Here is a 15,199-nt window from a genome sequence, read left to right on the forward strand (position 1 = left end):
CCTGACCCACGCGCGGCACCTGTCAACCTTGTCAGGTGCCGCGCGAGCGATTGCGTCCTACGCTTAGACGTCGGGCGATCCTCATCCGATCTTCCTCAACGCCGGGCCGCGTGCGTGCGCCGGTCGATCGCCCGACGTGTTCGGGGGACAGGACGATGGACAACGACGTGGTCATTCTCGGGGCGGTTCGCACCCCCATCGGCGAGTTCGGCGGCAGCTTGCGACACAAACCGCCCGCCGAGCTCGGCGCAAGCGTCGTGCGGGCGCTGCTCACGCGCACGGGCGTCTCCGGCGAGGAAGTCGATCAGGCGGTCTTCGGCAACGTGCATCAGACGGCGCCGGCCGACATGTACCTCGGCCGCGTGGCGGCCCTCGGCGGCGGCATCGCCCCGCATGCGGGGGCGCTCACGGTCAATCGTCTGTGCGGCTCGGGGCTCGAAGCCGTTCTGCTCGCCGCGCAGTTCATCCAGTCGGGCGAGGCACAAGCCGCCGTGGGCGGCGGCGCCGAGACGATGAGTCTGGCGCCGTACCTGCTGCCCGCGCACCGCTTCGGCGCGCATCCGGGCGACGTCGTCGCGGCCGATACGCTGATGGGCGGACTGACCGATCCGATGACCGGTGCGCACATGGGAGAGCTGGGCGAGCGCATCGCTGCGCGCTTCGACATCAGCCGCGCGCAACAGGACGCCATCGCACTCGCCTCGCATCAACGGGCCGCGCGCGCCATGGCCTCCGGATACTTCGACGAACAGACGGTGCCGGTGGACGTCGGCTCGCCGGGCAAGCCGGCCACGTTCACGCGCGACGAGCGCGTGCGCGCCGCCGCGCGCGCAGACGATTTCGCGAAGCTCAAACCGGTCTTCCGCCGCAATGACGGCACCATCACCGCGGCGAATGCCTCGGGCATCAACGACGGCGCCGCCGCCGTCCTGCTCTCAAGCCGTGAGCGCGCGCGCGCACTCGGTCGGCACCCGATGGCGCGTCTGATCGCCCACGCGCGCGTGGGGGTGATGCCGGAGGACATGGGCATCGGCCCGGTGATCGCCACGCGCGAGGTGCTTCGGCGCGCCGAGCTTCGGATCAATCAGATGGACGTGATCGAGCTCAACGAAGCGTTCGCCTCGATCGTCGGTGCGTTCCTGCGGGAGATGGCGCTGGACGCGTCCCGCGTCAATCCGAACGGGGGCGCCATTGCGCTGGGGCATCCGGTCGGGGCGACCGGTGCGGTGATGGTGACGAAGGCCGTGCACGAACTGCGACGCACCGGCGGGCGCTATGCGCTCGTGACGACCTGCATCGGCGGCGGACAGGGCATCGCCGCCATCTTTGAACGTCTTTGACGTTCAAGATGCATCGGCCAGGCACGCGGGAACGCGCGGCCGATGCGCCTTGGGGCGTGCGCCTTACTCGTCGAGCACCTTGTTGCCGGTTTCCTCGAACATCGACACGGCGACGAGCGAGATCAGCACGCAGACGATCATGTACCACGCCGGCGCCATCTTGTTGCCGGTCACGCGAATCAGCCAGCCCGCGACGAGCTGGGCGGTACCACCGAACACCGACACCGCAATCGCGTATGCGCTCGACATGTAGCCCGCGCGCAGGTGCTTCGGGAAGTTCTCCGGCATGAGCGCATACGCCGGGGCCGAGCCCATGGTGTAGCACAGCATCAGTACGACCAGCGCGGCGAGCACGACCGGCAGCGACGGGAAGTGCGTCATGATCCAGAACGCCGGGTAAAGCAGCACGATGAGCGCCACGCGGCCGGCCATCGTGAGCGGCTTGCGACGGCCCATCCTGTCCGACCATGCGCCGTAAATCGGGCACATCACCAGCGAGATCGTGCTGGCCGCCACTCCCGCGAGCATCGACATCTTCGGCGGCAGACCGAGGTACTGGATGCAGTACGTCGGCATGTAGTACATCATCACGTACGTCGACACCGACATGCCCATGATCGAGAAGATCGTGAGGAACCAGTTGCGCACGTATACGCCATGCTTCGGATCGTGGCGACCGGCCACGACCTTGACCTTGGGCGGCTCCTCCTGAATGTGCCGGCGCAAATAGATGCCGACCGGCGCGATCAGCGTGCCGAGCAGGAACGGAATGCGCCAGCCCCAGCTGTGCATGGTGTCGTCCGAGAGCAGGAAGCCGAGGCTCGCCGCCAGCCCCGAACCGAGCAACGCCGCCGCACCCTGGCTTGCCAGCTGCCAGCTCGCGCGGAACCCACGGCTTTTCGCACCGCCGACTTCCAGCAGCGTGGCCGTGGCCGCGCCGAATTCGCCGCCCTGCGCGAAGCCCTGAAGCAGACGCGCGCCGACGATGAGCAGCGGCGCGGCCAGCCCGATCTGCGCATAGGTCGGGGCCAGACCGATGGCGGCCGAACCAAGCGCCATCAACAGGATGGTCAGCGTGAGCGCGGGCTTGCGTCCGGCGCGGTCGGCGTAACGGCCGAGCACGATGCCGCCGAGCGGGCGCATCACGAAGCCCACCGCGAACACCGCGAACGCGAGCAGCGACGACGTGATCGGATCATGCGACGGGAAGAACTGCTTGCCGATGGTCAGCGCGAAATAGCTGTAGACGGTGAAGTCGAAAAATTCCAGCAGGTTGCCGATGACGGCGGCGAAAACGATCTTGCGTTGCTGCGCGGCATCCATCGGCAACGGCTGTGCACCCTCGGTCGGAAGCGATTGCGCGGATTGCGCGGATTGTGCGGCGGTGTTCATGCGCGGTCCTTGGCAAGAAAGCGTTCGACCAGACGCGTCCAGAAAGCGGCCCCGATGGTCAGATTGTCGTCGTTGAAATCGTATTTGGCGTTGTGCAGCATCGGCTTGCCTTCGCCGTTGCCCAGGCGGATGAAGCAGCCCGGCACTTTTTGCAGGTAGTACGCAAAGTCCTCGCTGCCCGCGATGGGCGGGAACGGGGCGATGACATGATCGGCGCCGACCAGTTCTTCGGCCACGCCGCGCGCGAATTCCGTTTCCGCCTCGGTGTTGACGAGCACCGGATAACCGCGGATGTAGTCGATGTCGACGCTCGCGCCGTAGCCTTCGGCATGCGACTTCGCCAGCGCGCAGATGCGCGACTCGAGCGTGGCGCGCACCGTCGCCGAGAACGAACGCACGCTCATCTCGATGACCGCCTCCTCGGGAATCACGTTCGGTGCGAAGCCGGCATGGAAGGTACCGACAGTGACGACGGCCGCTTCGGTCGGATCGATGTTGCGGGCCACCACCGTCTGCAGCGCCATCACAAGGCTGCTGCCGATCATCACCGGATCGATCGCCAGATGCGGGCGCGCGGCATGCCCCCCGCGGCCGTGAATGCGAATCTTCACGGTATCGCACGCGGCCATGAGCGGGCCGGCGCGAAAGCCGAACGTGCCCGTGGCAACGCCCGGGTGATTGTGCAAACCGAAAATTGCATCGCACGGGAAACGTTCGAACAAGCCATCCGCGATCATCTGCTCGGCGCCGCTGTTCGAGCCGGCTTCTTCCGCCGGCTGGAAAATCAGGTGGACAGTGCCATCGAAGTTGCGCGTCCTGGCGAGTTGCTGGGCGGCGCCCAGCAGCACGGTCGTATGACCGTCGTGACCGCACGCGTGCATCTTGCCGTCGTGCACGCTGGCGTACGCCAGGCCCGTCTGCTCGTGAATCGGCAGGGCATCCATGTCGGCGCGCACGCCCACGGTGCGGCCGCTGGTGCCCGCGCGCAGCGACGCCACCACGCCATGACCGCCAACGTTGCGCGTGACCTGATAGCCCCACTGCTCGAGCTTCTCGGCCACGTAGCGCGAGGTGTCGACTTCCTCGTAGGACAGCTCGGGATGCTGGTGGATATGGTGCCGGATGTCGGCCAGTTGCTCGCGGGCGTCGGCCAGATCGCCGACTTCGCAATAGCGAGTCTCACTCATCGGGGTTCCCTCTCTTTTTCGAATATCGCGGAGTATTGCACCGACGAAAATTCCCACCCATGACGCAATCCAGGCCAAAATGTTGCTCTCAAGGCAACAATTGGACGCGTAGTGCCATGACGATCGACACCTGGATGGACGACATCGGCGAGCGTCCGCTCAAATATCTCGCGGAAATTGCGGCCACCGGCGGCGTTCGCATGGCGGCCGAGTCACTGGGGGTGAATCCGTCGGTGGTGAGCCGACAGATCGCGGCGATGGAGCGGCGCCTGCGCTTTCCGCTCATCGAGCGGCGCGGGCGCAACGTCAGCGTGACGGAGATCGGGCAAGTGCTCATCGACTATTACCGCGACGGCCAGCGCCGCCAGCGCGACCTCTCGGCCCGGCTCGAGGAGTATCGCCATCTGAAACGGGGAAAGGTGGCGATCGGCGTTGGCGAAGGCTTCATCGGCCGCCTGATCGCCCAGGCATTGCAACGCTTTTCGATGAGTTATCCGGACATCCTGGTCGAGATCCGATCCGGCCCCACGCCCGCCGTGCTGTCGCTCGTGCGCGACGACGTGGTGGACATCGGTCTGTGTGCCCGCTCCGCGGACGATCCGTCGATGCGCATCCACCCCTTCGCGCCGAAGGCGCTGTGCGCCGTGGTCGCACCGACACACCGCTTCGCGAAGCTCGCCAGCGTGCCGCCTGCCGAGCTGGAGCACGAGCGACTCATCTTCATGACCGAAGCCCACGGCGTGCAGCAGTTCGTGCACTCGGTGCTCGATACGGCTCGTCTGAATGTCACGCCCGCCTATCGCGTCGACCTGTTCAATACCGCGCAGACGCTGGCGGCGGCCGGTCTGGGTGTGGCGTTCATGTCGGCCATCACCGCGCGACGCGGCATCGATCTGGGCGAACTCGTGGCCGTGCCGATCGATCACCCGATCGCGCTCGGGTTTTCCAGCCAGATGATGACGCGCGTCGGGCGGCGCCTCTCGCCGGCGGCCGATCACCTGTGGAAGCAACTCGCGCAGAGTCTCGCGCATCGGTGACTTGGGAACGCGTCGAAGTCCCGCACCGCAGATGGCGTATTATCTGCCGGGTGTTGGATAAAGCCTGCCTGATCGATGAAGACCGACTCGAACCAACCCGCCCATCGGCGACTCCGTGCGCGCTTCGTCGCGATTTCCTGGCGTGATCTCGCCGTTTCCTTCGGGCCTGTCGTGCTCGTGTCGATTGCCGCCATCTGGCTCGCGGTGTGGCTGGTCAAGCCAGCGCCGCCGCGCACCGTCACGATCAGCGCCGGGCCGCAAGGCAGCTCGTTCTGGAACGCGGCACAGCGTTACAAGACGATCCTCGCCCGCGACGGCATCACGCTCAACATTCTGACGTCGGAAGGCTCGCGGCAAAACGTCGAGCGTCTGGCCGACGACTCGCAGAACGTCGATCTCGGACTGGTGCAGGGCGGCGTATCGCAAGGCCTGAACGTCGACGGCCTGGTGTCGCTCGGCAGCGTGTTCTATGCGCCGATTTCCGTGTTTTATCGCGGGCCGCGCGTGACCAAGCTCTCCGACTTCACCGGCAAACGCATCGCGATCGGCCGCGAAGGCAGCGGCGCGCGCGCCCTTTCCCTCACGCTGCTCAAGGCCAACGGCATCGAGCCAGGCGGGTCCACGACGCTCACCGCGTACGATGGCCAGGAAGCCGCCCAGGCCCTGATCGAAGGGCACGTGGACGCCGCCATGCTCACCGGCGACACGGCCACCGGTCCCACCATGGGCAAGCTCATCCGCGAACCGGGCATCCGGTTGATGGACTTTGCGCAGGCCGACGCATACACGCGCCGCTTCACGTATCTGAATCAGCTCACGCTGCCGCGCGGCGTCTTCGACCTCGGACGCAACCTGCCCGCGCAAGCGGTCCACGTCATCAGCCCGACCGTCGAGCTCGTGGCCCGTGACAGCCTGCATCCCGCGCTGTCCGATCTGCTCATCGAGGCCGCGAAGGAAGTCCATGGCAAGGCGAACCTGCTGCAGCGGGCAGGGGAATTCCCGTCCGCGAAGGTGCACGAATTCCCGCTCTCCGACGATGCGGCGCGCTACTACCAGTCAGGCAAGGGATTCCTGTACCGGCATCTGCCGTTCTGGATCGCGAGCCTCGCCGATCGGATCGTCGTGCTGCTCGTGCCCATCATCGTGGTCCTGATTCCCGCTTTCCGACTGGTGCCGGCGTTGTACAGCTGGCGCGTGAAATCGCGCCTTTACCGCTGGTACGGTGCACTCATCGCGCTCGAGCGCGAGGCCTTGGCCGATGACGCGCACGCCGAATACACGAACCTGCGGCATCGACTCGACGCCATCGAAGCCGCCGTCAACCGGCTGAAGATTCCGCTCGCCTATGCCGATCAGTTTTATGTGCTTCGCGAGCATATCGGCTTCGTGCGCCAGCGGCTCGACGCCATGCACCCCGAGCCCGCCGGCGCGGGTACAGGCGGGCTGGCGGGTGCACACGCGATCCAGCGCGCGGGGGGCGTGCCGCCCGAGGCGGGCGCCAGCGCCTGAGCCAATCGAACCGGTGGCATCTCAAAGTAACGCTTATGCAATTCATAATGAGCACAAGCTTTTTTTATGGACGTACGCGGCGCACACTGCCCGCAGGTAGCGGCCGGTTCGCCGGTCCGTCGTGTTACTCAACGAATTAGCGTGTCCGAATGCCGTCGTCTTCCGTCCCCTCATCCAGCAATGCGCAACGCGTGGGCAACGAACTGGCGCGCAGCGCCTGTGCCGTGCGTCCTGTAGCCGAGGCCGATTTGTCGGCCATCACGGCCATCTATGCGCACCACGTGCGCACTGGATCGGCCTCGTTCGAGGAAATTCCGCCGGACGAGTCCGAGATGCGCGCGCGGTGCGCGAAGGTACTCGACGCCGGTCTGCCTTATCTCGTCGCCGAACGCGACGGCAAGGTGCTCGGCTATGCCTATGCCACCCATTACCGACCGCGCTCGGCCTACCGCTTCACGTTGGAAGACTCGGTGTATATCGCCGCCGACGCGACCGGACAGGGGATCGGACGCGCGCTGCTGCTCACGCTCATCGCGCGGTGCGAGGGCGGTCCATGGCGGCAGCTGATCGCGAACGTCGGCGACAGTGGCAACGCGGCCTCGCTTGCGCTGCACAGCGCCTGCGGCTTCGTCCAGGCAGGCGTGCTCCGATCGGTCGGCTTCAAGTTCGGCCGATGGGTCGACACCGTACTCATGCAACGCCCGCTCAACGCCGGCGACGCCACGCTGCCGGAGTCATCGCGCTGACACGGCCCGATGCGTCGCGCGGCGCCGCGTGGGCGGCAACGGTCAAAACGGCGAGGCGCGATCCAGTTCCCTGTAGTACCGGAAGATGCCCGTGGTGTTGAAGGCGATTCGGCGGGACGACTTCAGATATGCCGCGATGCGCGGCTCACGCGCCACGGCGTCGCGCACCGCCCGGCAGCGCGGGAACGCCGTGGCAAAGCCCGTCATCGCGCGGGGAAACGCGTAGTACAGCCCTTCGATGACCTGGAACAACGAGAGGTCGGCGTAGGACATCGCCCCCTCCGAGAGCCATCCGCCGGGGTGCGGGTTATGCGCCAGCACTCGCTCGAAGTACTCGAAGAACTTCGGCAGGCGGTAGTCGATCAGGTCGGCGGTCCGCTTGCGCGCCTCGGCGCGCTGATTGCTGTAGTAAAGACGGCTGGCAATCGGGTGGTGACCGTCGTGCACTTCGGCCACGAGATCCGCCAGCGTGAGTTGCAGTTGATTGACCCAGCGTCGCGCACGAGGCGATTCCCCCACGAGACCGAGCAACGGGCCGAGATAGGCGAGGATGTTCGCGGTCTGCCCGATCAGCTCGTCTCCCACGCGCAGGAAGGGCGGCGCGTAGGGCGGATCGATGCACCGGGGATCGTCCATCGCGTGGAGCAGCGCGTCGAGTCCCTGACCGGGACTATCGCCCCGCACGATTTCCACATACGGCGTGGCGGTGGCCTCGAAGGCAAGCCGGACGAACTCGCCGCGCCCCTGCAGGCCCGGCCAATAGAACAGCTCGAAGGTCATGCATCCTCCTCGGGCTCAGGAAGCGCCGGGTTGCATCTCCACGCGATTCTTGCCCTGTTGCTTGGCGCGATACAGCGCCAGATCCGCCGACTCGATCAGCGACGTCGATGCCATGTGCGTGCGCGGCACCAGCGCCGCGCCGCCGACACTGACCGTCACATGCCGGCCGTTGGCCGAGCCGATGTGCGGAATCGCCATCGCGTCGATCTGCGCACGCACCTTTTCGGCGATCACCGCCGCACCGGCAGGCGACGTGTTCGGCAGCACCATCACGAATTCCTCGCCGCCGAAGCGCGCCGCGAGATCGGCCGGACGCGCCGCCGCTTCGGCGATGGTGCTCGCCACGCGCCGCAGCACGTCGTCACCGGCAATGTGTCCGTAGGTATCGTTGTAGATCTTGAAATTGTCCACGTCGATCATCAACAGCGCCATCTCGCGCTGCTCGCGCAATGCACGGCGCCATTCCGCACCGAAATACTCGTCGAAGTAACGTCGGTTCGCCAGCCCCGTGAGACCGTCGGAATGCGTGAGACGCTGCAACTCCAGATTGGTCTCGAGCAATTGCTGCTGGCTCTCGCGCAACGCGCGATACGCTTCGTCGCGTTGCAGCAGGTTCATGTATGAGCGCGAGTGGTAGCGAATGCGTGCCACCAGCTCGATCGTGTCTGGCAGCTTGACCAGATAATCGTTCGCCCCCGCCGCAAATGCCTCGCGCTTGATTGTCGACTCTTCCTTCGTGGACAGCACGATGATCGGAATGTCGCGCGTGAGCGGGCTTGCGCGGTACTGGCGAACCAGTTGCAGACCGTCGGTGCCCGGCATCACCAGATCCTGCAGGATCACGGTCGGGCGCGTCTGCTCGGCCACGCGCAACGCGTCGTCCGGATTGGCGCAATAGTGAAAGTCGATGTTCGACTCGCCGGCCAGCGCGCGCCGCACCGCCTCACCAACCATCGCCTGGTCGTCGACAAGCAACACCATCGCCGACGAATCGTTCAGGCTGCTCTCGCTGCCGATCGGCTGCACTGCGGGATTGAGTTGGCGCGGGGTTGTCGTCATGATTTGCTTCCTGTCATACAGTTCCAAACAGCGCCACCAATTGTGGCGCAATGGTCGGCAGCGGCAGAATCTCCGACGCGGCCCCTGCCTCGGCCGCCGCCTTGGGCATGCCGTACACCGCACTCGTTGCGCGGTCCTGCGCGATCGTGATGAAACCCCGCGCGCGCATGTCGCCGAGCCCGGCCGCACCGTCGCGCCCCATGCCCGTGAGCAGCACGCCCACGGCGCGCGCGCGCCAGTGTTCGGCAACGCTGCGCAGAAATACGTCGATCGACGGCCGATAGACCGCGTCTTTCGGTTCGTCGCTGTATGCACAGCGTCCGCTCCCGTCGACCCGCAAGTGGCGATTGCCGCCCGCGAGCAACACGGTGCCCGCCGTCGGCCGGTCGCCCGCTTTCGCGAGGCGCACCGTGAGCGCCGTCTGCTGATCGAGCCACGTCGCCATGCCGGGCGTGAACGCGTCGTCGACGTGCTGCACCACGATCACCCCGGCGCCAAAGTTAGCGGGCAGGCGCCCCAGGAGCGTTGCAAGCGCCGCCGGTCCGCCCGCCGACGCACCGATCGCCACCAGCGCGTCGGTACCGGCCGCAGCCGCGCGCATCACCACGGGCGCGGGCCTGTACGCGTCGGCCTGCTGCGCCGCCACGGCTTCGATCTTCGTCAGCAGCGACGACGCCGGACGTGTCATGTCCGCCGCACCGAGCACCGGGGTATCGACGGCGTCCAGCGCGCCGGCGCCCATGGCGTCGAATACCAGGCTCGCATGATGGCCGACATCGGACGTCACGATCAGGATCGGGCAGGGCGTGCGCCGCATGATTTCCCGCGTGGCGGCGACCCCGTCCATGACCGGCATGACGAGGTCCATCAGCACGAGGTCGGGTGGGTTCGGTGCACACAACGAAACGGCCTGTGCGCCGTCGTGCGCTACCCACGCCACATCGAGCCCCGGTCGTTGCGCGAGCGTGCGGCGCAACGCCTCCACCGCAATGGCCGAATCGTTCACGATACCGATCTTCATGACCCCGACTCCCCGATGAGATCCACCACCGCGCGCAACAGCGCGTCGTCGTGGAAGCTGCCTTTCGCGAGGTAATAGTCGGCGCCCGCATCGAGCCCGCGCTGACGGTCTTCCTCGCGATCTTTATAGGAAACGATCATGACCGGCAGGTCCGCGGTACGGGCGTCGCGCTTGATCAGCGTGACCAGTTCGATGCCGTCCATGCGCGGCATGTCGACATCGGTGATCACCATGTCGAACGTCTCGCTGCGCACCGCGTTCCAGCCATCCATGCCATCGACGGCGACACTGACGTCATAGCCGCGCGCCGCGAGCAGTTTGCGTTCGAGTTCTCGTACGGTCAAGGAATCGTCGACGACGAGCACGCGCTTGCGCCCCCGGCCGCCAGTCTGTGCCACGCGCACCGGCAGCCGTTCGAGCGAACCCGTCTCCACGGCCTTGGCGATCGAGCGCACCAGATCCGCCGTGTCGATGATGAGCAGCGGCGAGCCGTCCTCGTTGAGCGCCCCGGCGGCAATGTTCGGCAGCTTGCCGAGCCGCGCATCGAGCGGCTGCACGACCAGCATGCGCTCGCCCAGGAATTTGTCGACCGCCAAGCCATAGCGGGACTCGCCGTCGCCGAACACGACCACCGGCTGATCCCCCGGCGCGGCCGACGGCTCGCTGCCGCACAGCACCTGCTGTGCGCTGACGAGTCCGATCTGCCTGCCGTCCAACGTGAAATGCGGGCGACCTTCGAGCATGTCGATACGTTCCCGCGGCAACGCGAGCGTGCGCGACAGGTTCGCGAGGGGCAACGCATAGGGCTCGCCCGCAATTTCGACCAGCAGACTGCGCATGACCGAAAGCGTGAGCGGCAATTGAAGAATGACCTTCGTGCCGCGTCCTGGCGCATGCTCGATGCGCACCGTGCCGCGCACCTGTGCCACCATGGCGCGTACCGCGTCCAGGCCGACGCCACGTCCCGAGATATCCGTGACCGTGCTGCGCAACGTGAAGCCCGGCAGCATGAGGAATTCGACGAGTTCGTTGTCGTCGAGCCGCTGCGCGGTCTCCGGCGCTGCCAGCCCGCGCGCGACCACCGCCGCACGCACCCGTTCGAGATCGATTCCCGCACCGTCGTCGGCCACGCTCACGAGCAGCAGTCCCGCGCTGTGCCGCGCACTGAGTGTAATGACGCCCTCGGCCGGCTTGCCCGCCGCAGCCCGTAGCGCAGGACTCTCCAAGCCGTGATCGACGGCGTTTCGCAACAGATGTCCGAGCGGCGCTTCGAGTTGGTCGAGAATGTCTCGATCGACCTGCGTGTCCGCCCCGCGGATCTCGAGCCGAGCGGGTTTGCCGAGCGAGCGTCCAAGATCGCGCACCATGCGCGCGAAGCCCCCCAGCCGGTCGTCCAGGGGACGCATGCGACACGCGAGCGCTTCGTCGTACAGACGCTGCGACAGTTGCGTCGAGCGGCGATCGAACTGGTCGAGTTCGTGAATCTGCTCGGCGAGCAACTGGCCGCCGACACCCAGCGCGCGACGCAAGTCGGCCAGTGCCGCAAGCAACATCTGACGGTTCTCGTCGGCACGGTCCGCGACACCCTCCAGCGCGGCACTCACGCGATCGAGCGCGTCGCCCGCCTCATGCTGATGACGCTTGAGCCGCAGCAGCGACTGCGCGAAGGGCTGCGACCAGCGCGACGCCACCAAGGCTTCGCTCGACAGACGCAGCAGCCGGTCCAGACTGTCGGCCGACACGCGCAGCGCTCGCGACGCGTTGTCCGCGCCCGCGCCGTCGGGCTTGTCCCGACGTCCGTCGTCAGGCCCGTCGCCACGCCACTCGTCGCGCTTGCCGACGTGGTCCAATCCACCCGCGGACGCCGACGCCAGCGGGACCTCCCGGCTCGCCCCGATGGCCTCTATCGCCTCGATTAGCCCCGTCGTCCCGGCCCCGTAGCCGGCGTAATCGAAGGCGGCGTCCTCGTCCAAAAACGCCTCTCCGTGCGCGTCCCCGTTGCCGGTTTCCCGCGCGGGGTGCTGCGGTGCCTGCGATGCGGGTTCGGGCGCCGCGTCGTTCGTCAGCCCTGCGAGCGCTTCGGTGAAGGCGGCGACGTAGGCGTCGATCTCTGCCTTGCCCGCGCCCTGCGCCCATCCTGGATCATGGCTGGGCGGGTGCGCAAGGCGCATGAGCAAATCGACGCCCTGCAACATGCGATCGATGATCGGGACGTCGATGGCGAGCGCGCCGCGCTGGGCGGCAACGAACGCGTCCTCGAGCACGTGGGCCAGCGCAACGCCGGCGTCGACGCCAACAATGCGCGCCGCACCCTTGAGCGAATGCGCGGCGCGCATGCACGCTTCGAGTCGCGATGCGTCGGTCGGCGTGCGCTCGAGTGCCAGCAACCCGTCGCCGAGCACCTGCGCCTGGGTTTCCGTCTCCATTCGGAACAGGTCGAGCAATGTGGCGTTGCGCAGATCGTCGCTCATGCGAGACTCCGATCGAACGCCGCGCCTACCCGCAACGGATCGAGCACGCCCACCACCTGCTCGCGCCAGTGCAGCACCGCCACGGAAAACCCGTCGGCCGCGCCGAGTGCCGTCGCGGGCACGGCCCCGAGCCGTTCGGTCGTTGGCGTCACCGTGCCGTGCACTTCGGTCACGGGGAAGGCGCTCAGATGGTGGCCATGGCGCAACGCCAGCAATCGTGACGTGCCCGCGCGCGGAGCGCCTGTGGGTGTCGTCTGGGCAACCGTGGGCTGTACGCCGATCAACTCGCCCAGCGACAGGCACGGCACCAGCGCGCCGCGCAGATTCACCAGTCCGAGCAGCGCACGCTGGCGATGCCCCGGCACGGAATGCCAGCCCCGCATCGGCGCGACCTCCTCGATGGCGGACGCCGGCAATGCGAGCCATTCGTCGCCGAGCCGGAACAACAGCAGCGATGCCCCCCGCGTGGCGCCCTGTGCATCGGGTGCGGCGCGCCACGGCGATGGATCGGCGGGCACGACCGGCAGCCGGTCGAGCAGCGTCGCCGCCTGCCGATGCAGCGACTGGCGGTCCGCGTCCGGTCGCAGCATCCGCGGGTGCTCGCCGGACACGGAGCCGGCCTCATGGGCGATGTCGCGTTGAGTCATCGATGTCGGGTCCCGTGACGATGGTCGCGATCAGGGGTTTCGGCAGGCGCGACGCGCCCGGCGCGTTCGAGCAGGCGTCGGGCGCCTTGCGTGTCGCCGCGCGCTTCGAGTTGTGCCGCGCAGTGCACGAGGGCCTCGTAGTGGCCGGGATCGAGATACAACGCCCGGCGGTAGTGGATCATCGCACCTTGTGCGTTGTTGCGTGCGTCCTCGACCAGTCCCAGCAAGTACTCCGCCTGCGCGTTGGCACGATCCGCCGCGAGCACGTCGCGGCACAGCGCGACGGCGCGCACGAAGTCGCCCGCATCGGCCGCCAGGCGCGCCTGTTCGAGCAATGCGCCCGTGTCGGCCCGCTGCGCCGACGGCGCGGCGGGGCGCGCCACGGTGGCGGATACCGAAGCCACGGGCGCGGGCGCCGATCGTGCCGATCGTGCCGGCGATGCGGGCGAGGAAGACGCCGGAGGCGCGACCGGTGCGAGCGGTGCCGTCGGCGCAACGTGGCCAGATGCCGTGTGCCGCTGCGCGAACGCCGCCATCGCGTTGGCGGGCGCCGTGGTGCTGAACGTGTCGAGCGTGCCCGTGAAGCGCGGCGCCCCAGGCGCGGGCGGCGTCACGTCGCGCACCGGCCCGGCGACACGAAACGAGAAAGCCTGCACGTGCCCGGTCGATGTCATGCCGTTGCTGGTCAGCGTGCCGCCCTCGGCGGGTCCGGCAAACAGCGTGGCCCCCATGCGCATGAGGCGTTCCAGCGCGGCAATGGCACGTCGCTGCCCATCGCGGTCGAAGTAGATCAGCACGTTGCGGAAAAAGACGAAGTCGAACGTACCCAGCCGGTCGATCAGTGTTTCGTCGAACAGATTCCCCGCGTGCCAGCGCACTTGCGTGCGCAAGGCATCGACGACGCGATGATGCTCGCCGACCGGCGTGAAATACCGGTCGCGAAACTGCAGGGTGGCGGGTGGACCGCGAAAGGAATTGCGGCCGTAGACCCCCGCGCGCGCCACCGAGAGCGCTCGCTCGCTGATGTCCAGGGCATCGACGGTGAATTCGTCGACCCCGAAGCCCGCATCGAACAGGGTCATCGCCATCGAATATGGCTCTTCACCGGTGGAGCACGGCAGGCTCAGCAAACGCAGCGGCTGCGCCTCGCGCACCGTGCCTCGCCGCGCACGCCGTTCATCCTGCGCCATTTCCGCCAGGGCCGTGAAAGCGTCGCGATGCCGGAAGAACCATGTCTCCGGCACCACAAGCGCCTCGATCAGCGCCTGCAATTCGTCCGGCGACTGTTGCAATCGCTGCCAATACAAGACGTCGGCGGAACCGTCGCGTGTTTCCGGCCACGATTCGGCGAGCGCGGCAAGCCGGGCGCGCACCGCCCGCTCCACCGCGTTCGCGCCGAGCGTCTCGGCATCGAGGCCCATCGTGTCGCGCAGCAACCGTTCGATGTCGCGCACATGGCTCATGGCGACTCTCCCGATGCCGGGCGCGCCGTGGCGGCTTCGGCCATCGCATCGCGCGCGGCGTCGAAGAGCAGGGCGCGTGCCGCATCCGTGAGCAACTGATCGACCCGCACCCATTGCACGAGCCCATCGTCGGTGTCGAGCACCGGCCCAAGGTAGCGGCCCTCGGACAGGTCGACACCACTGGGCTGAAACGCCGCCGCGTCGGCCCGCAGCGTGTCGGTCGCGCGCTCGACGAGCACCCCGAGCCGGCGCGCGGCCGGGCCGGGCGCGGGGTAGTGCACGAGCACCAGGCGCGTGGATCGTCGCGCCGGCGCCGGCACGCCAGTCGCCAGATGCGTCAGGTCGATCACGGGTACGGATTCGCCGCGATAGCTGAACGCCCCGGCCACCCAGGGCGGGGCTGCCGGCAGACGTTTGAGCGCGAGCCACGGCAGCACCTCGGCCACATGGCTGGCCTCGATGACATAGTGATCGGTCGCGATGGCGAAACGCAGGAACAACATATCGGTGTGCGCGATGGTCGAAGACAGCGTGCTAAAACGGCTCG

The 15,199-nt window shown here is 67.4% G+C and carries 13 protein-coding genes; 4 read left to right on the plus strand and 9 right to left on the minus strand.

Features of this window, described 5'->3' with window-relative positions:
* Window positions 1–155: 155 nt before the first annotated feature.
* Window positions 156–1,340: an acetyl-CoA C-acyltransferase gene (locus PMO31116_RS07455; protein WP_150566159.1), complete on the plus strand. Its 1,185-nt coding sequence runs from the start codon at window positions 156–158 to the stop codon at window positions 1,338–1,340.
* Between the two features lie 63 nt (window positions 1,341–1,403).
* Here PMO31116_RS07455 and PMO31116_RS07460 read toward each other — a convergent pair whose 3' ends face one another.
* Window positions 1,404–2,732 carry an MFS transporter gene (locus tag PMO31116_RS07460; protein WP_425494767.1) on the minus strand — a complete coding sequence of 443 codons (1,329 nt, stop codon included), beginning with the start codon at window positions 2,730–2,732 and terminating at the stop codon, window positions 1,404–1,406.
* The gene (locus PMO31116_RS07465) at window positions 2,729–3,919 is read right to left on the minus strand and encodes a M20 aminoacylase family protein (RefSeq protein ID WP_023598185.1); all 1,191 of its coding nucleotides are present in this window, start codon (window positions 3,917–3,919) and stop codon (window positions 2,729–2,731) included. The genes PMO31116_RS07460 and PMO31116_RS07465 overlap by 4 nt, the downstream gene beginning before the upstream one ends.
* 116 nt (window positions 3,920–4,035) lie before the next feature.
* Here PMO31116_RS07465 and PMO31116_RS07470 point away from each other — a divergent pair, with 116 nt between their 5' ends.
* The 3 genes from PMO31116_RS07470 (at window position 4,036) to PMO31116_RS07480 (ending at window position 7,211) form a co-directional block, all read left to right on the plus strand.
* Window positions 4,036–4,956, plus strand: a complete 921-nt coding sequence (locus PMO31116_RS07470) for a LysR family transcriptional regulator (protein WP_023598186.1) — start codon at window positions 4,036–4,038, stop codon at window positions 4,954–4,956.
* 75 nt (window positions 4,957–5,031) lie between these two features.
* Entirely contained in the window at window positions 5,032–6,465 is a 1,434-nt protein-coding gene (locus PMO31116_RS07475) for a TAXI family TRAP transporter solute-binding subunit (RefSeq protein WP_246185185.1), read from the plus strand.
* A gap of 149 nt (window positions 6,466–6,614) precedes the next feature.
* The gene (locus PMO31116_RS07480) at window positions 6,615–7,211 is read left to right on the plus strand and encodes a GNAT family N-acetyltransferase (protein ID WP_150566160.1); all 597 of its coding nucleotides are present in this window, start codon (window positions 6,615–6,617) and stop codon (window positions 7,209–7,211) included.
* 42 nt (window positions 7,212–7,253) lie between these two features.
* Here the strand turns inward: PMO31116_RS07480 and PMO31116_RS07485 are convergent, their stop codons facing one another.
* From PMO31116_RS07485 to PMO31116_RS07515, 7 genes are read right to left on the minus strand one after another with little or no spacing between them, the layout of a single operon-like run.
* Window positions 7,254–7,991: a glutathione S-transferase gene (locus PMO31116_RS07485; protein WP_150566161.1), complete on the minus strand. Its 738-nt coding sequence runs from the start codon at window positions 7,989–7,991 to the stop codon at window positions 7,254–7,256.
* Window positions 7,992–8,006: 15 nt separating this feature from the next.
* Window positions 8,007–9,050, minus strand: a complete 1,044-nt coding sequence (locus PMO31116_RS07490; protein ID WP_425494768.1) for a diguanylate cyclase — start codon at window positions 9,048–9,050, stop codon at window positions 8,007–8,009.
* A gap of 13 nt (window positions 9,051–9,063) precedes the next feature.
* Window positions 9,064–10,071: a chemotaxis response regulator protein-glutamate methylesterase gene (cheB, locus tag PMO31116_RS07495; protein ID WP_150566162.1), complete on the minus strand. Its 1,008-nt coding sequence runs from the start codon at window positions 10,069–10,071 to the stop codon at window positions 9,064–9,066.
* Complete coding sequence (locus PMO31116_RS07500; protein WP_150566163.1) at window positions 10,068–12,542, minus strand: hybrid sensor histidine kinase/response regulator; 2,475 nt, start codon at window positions 12,540–12,542, stop codon at window positions 10,068–10,070. The genes cheB and PMO31116_RS07500 overlap by 4 nt, the downstream gene beginning before the upstream one ends.
* Complete coding sequence (locus PMO31116_RS07505) at window positions 12,539–13,189, minus strand: chemotaxis protein CheW (protein WP_023598193.1); 651 nt, start codon at window positions 13,187–13,189, stop codon at window positions 12,539–12,541. The genes PMO31116_RS07500 and PMO31116_RS07505 overlap by 4 nt, the downstream gene beginning before the upstream one ends.
* Window positions 13,186–14,652: a CheR family methyltransferase gene (locus PMO31116_RS07510; RefSeq protein ID WP_150566164.1), complete on the minus strand. Its 1,467-nt coding sequence runs from the start codon at window positions 14,650–14,652 to the stop codon at window positions 13,186–13,188. Before PMO31116_RS07510 ends, PMO31116_RS07505 begins: the two co-directional genes overlap by 4 nt.
* A complete protein-coding gene (locus tag PMO31116_RS07515; protein ID WP_150566165.1) occupies window positions 14,649–15,155 on the minus strand; it encodes a chemotaxis protein CheW in 507 nt (168 codons plus the stop codon). Before PMO31116_RS07515 ends, PMO31116_RS07510 begins: the two co-directional genes overlap by 4 nt.
* Window positions 15,156–15,199: the final 44 nt, after the last annotated feature.

The organism is Pandoraea morbifera, from assembly GCF_902459575.1.
Lineage (GTDB): Bacteria > Pseudomonadota > Gammaproteobacteria > Burkholderiales > Burkholderiaceae > Pandoraea > Pandoraea morbifera.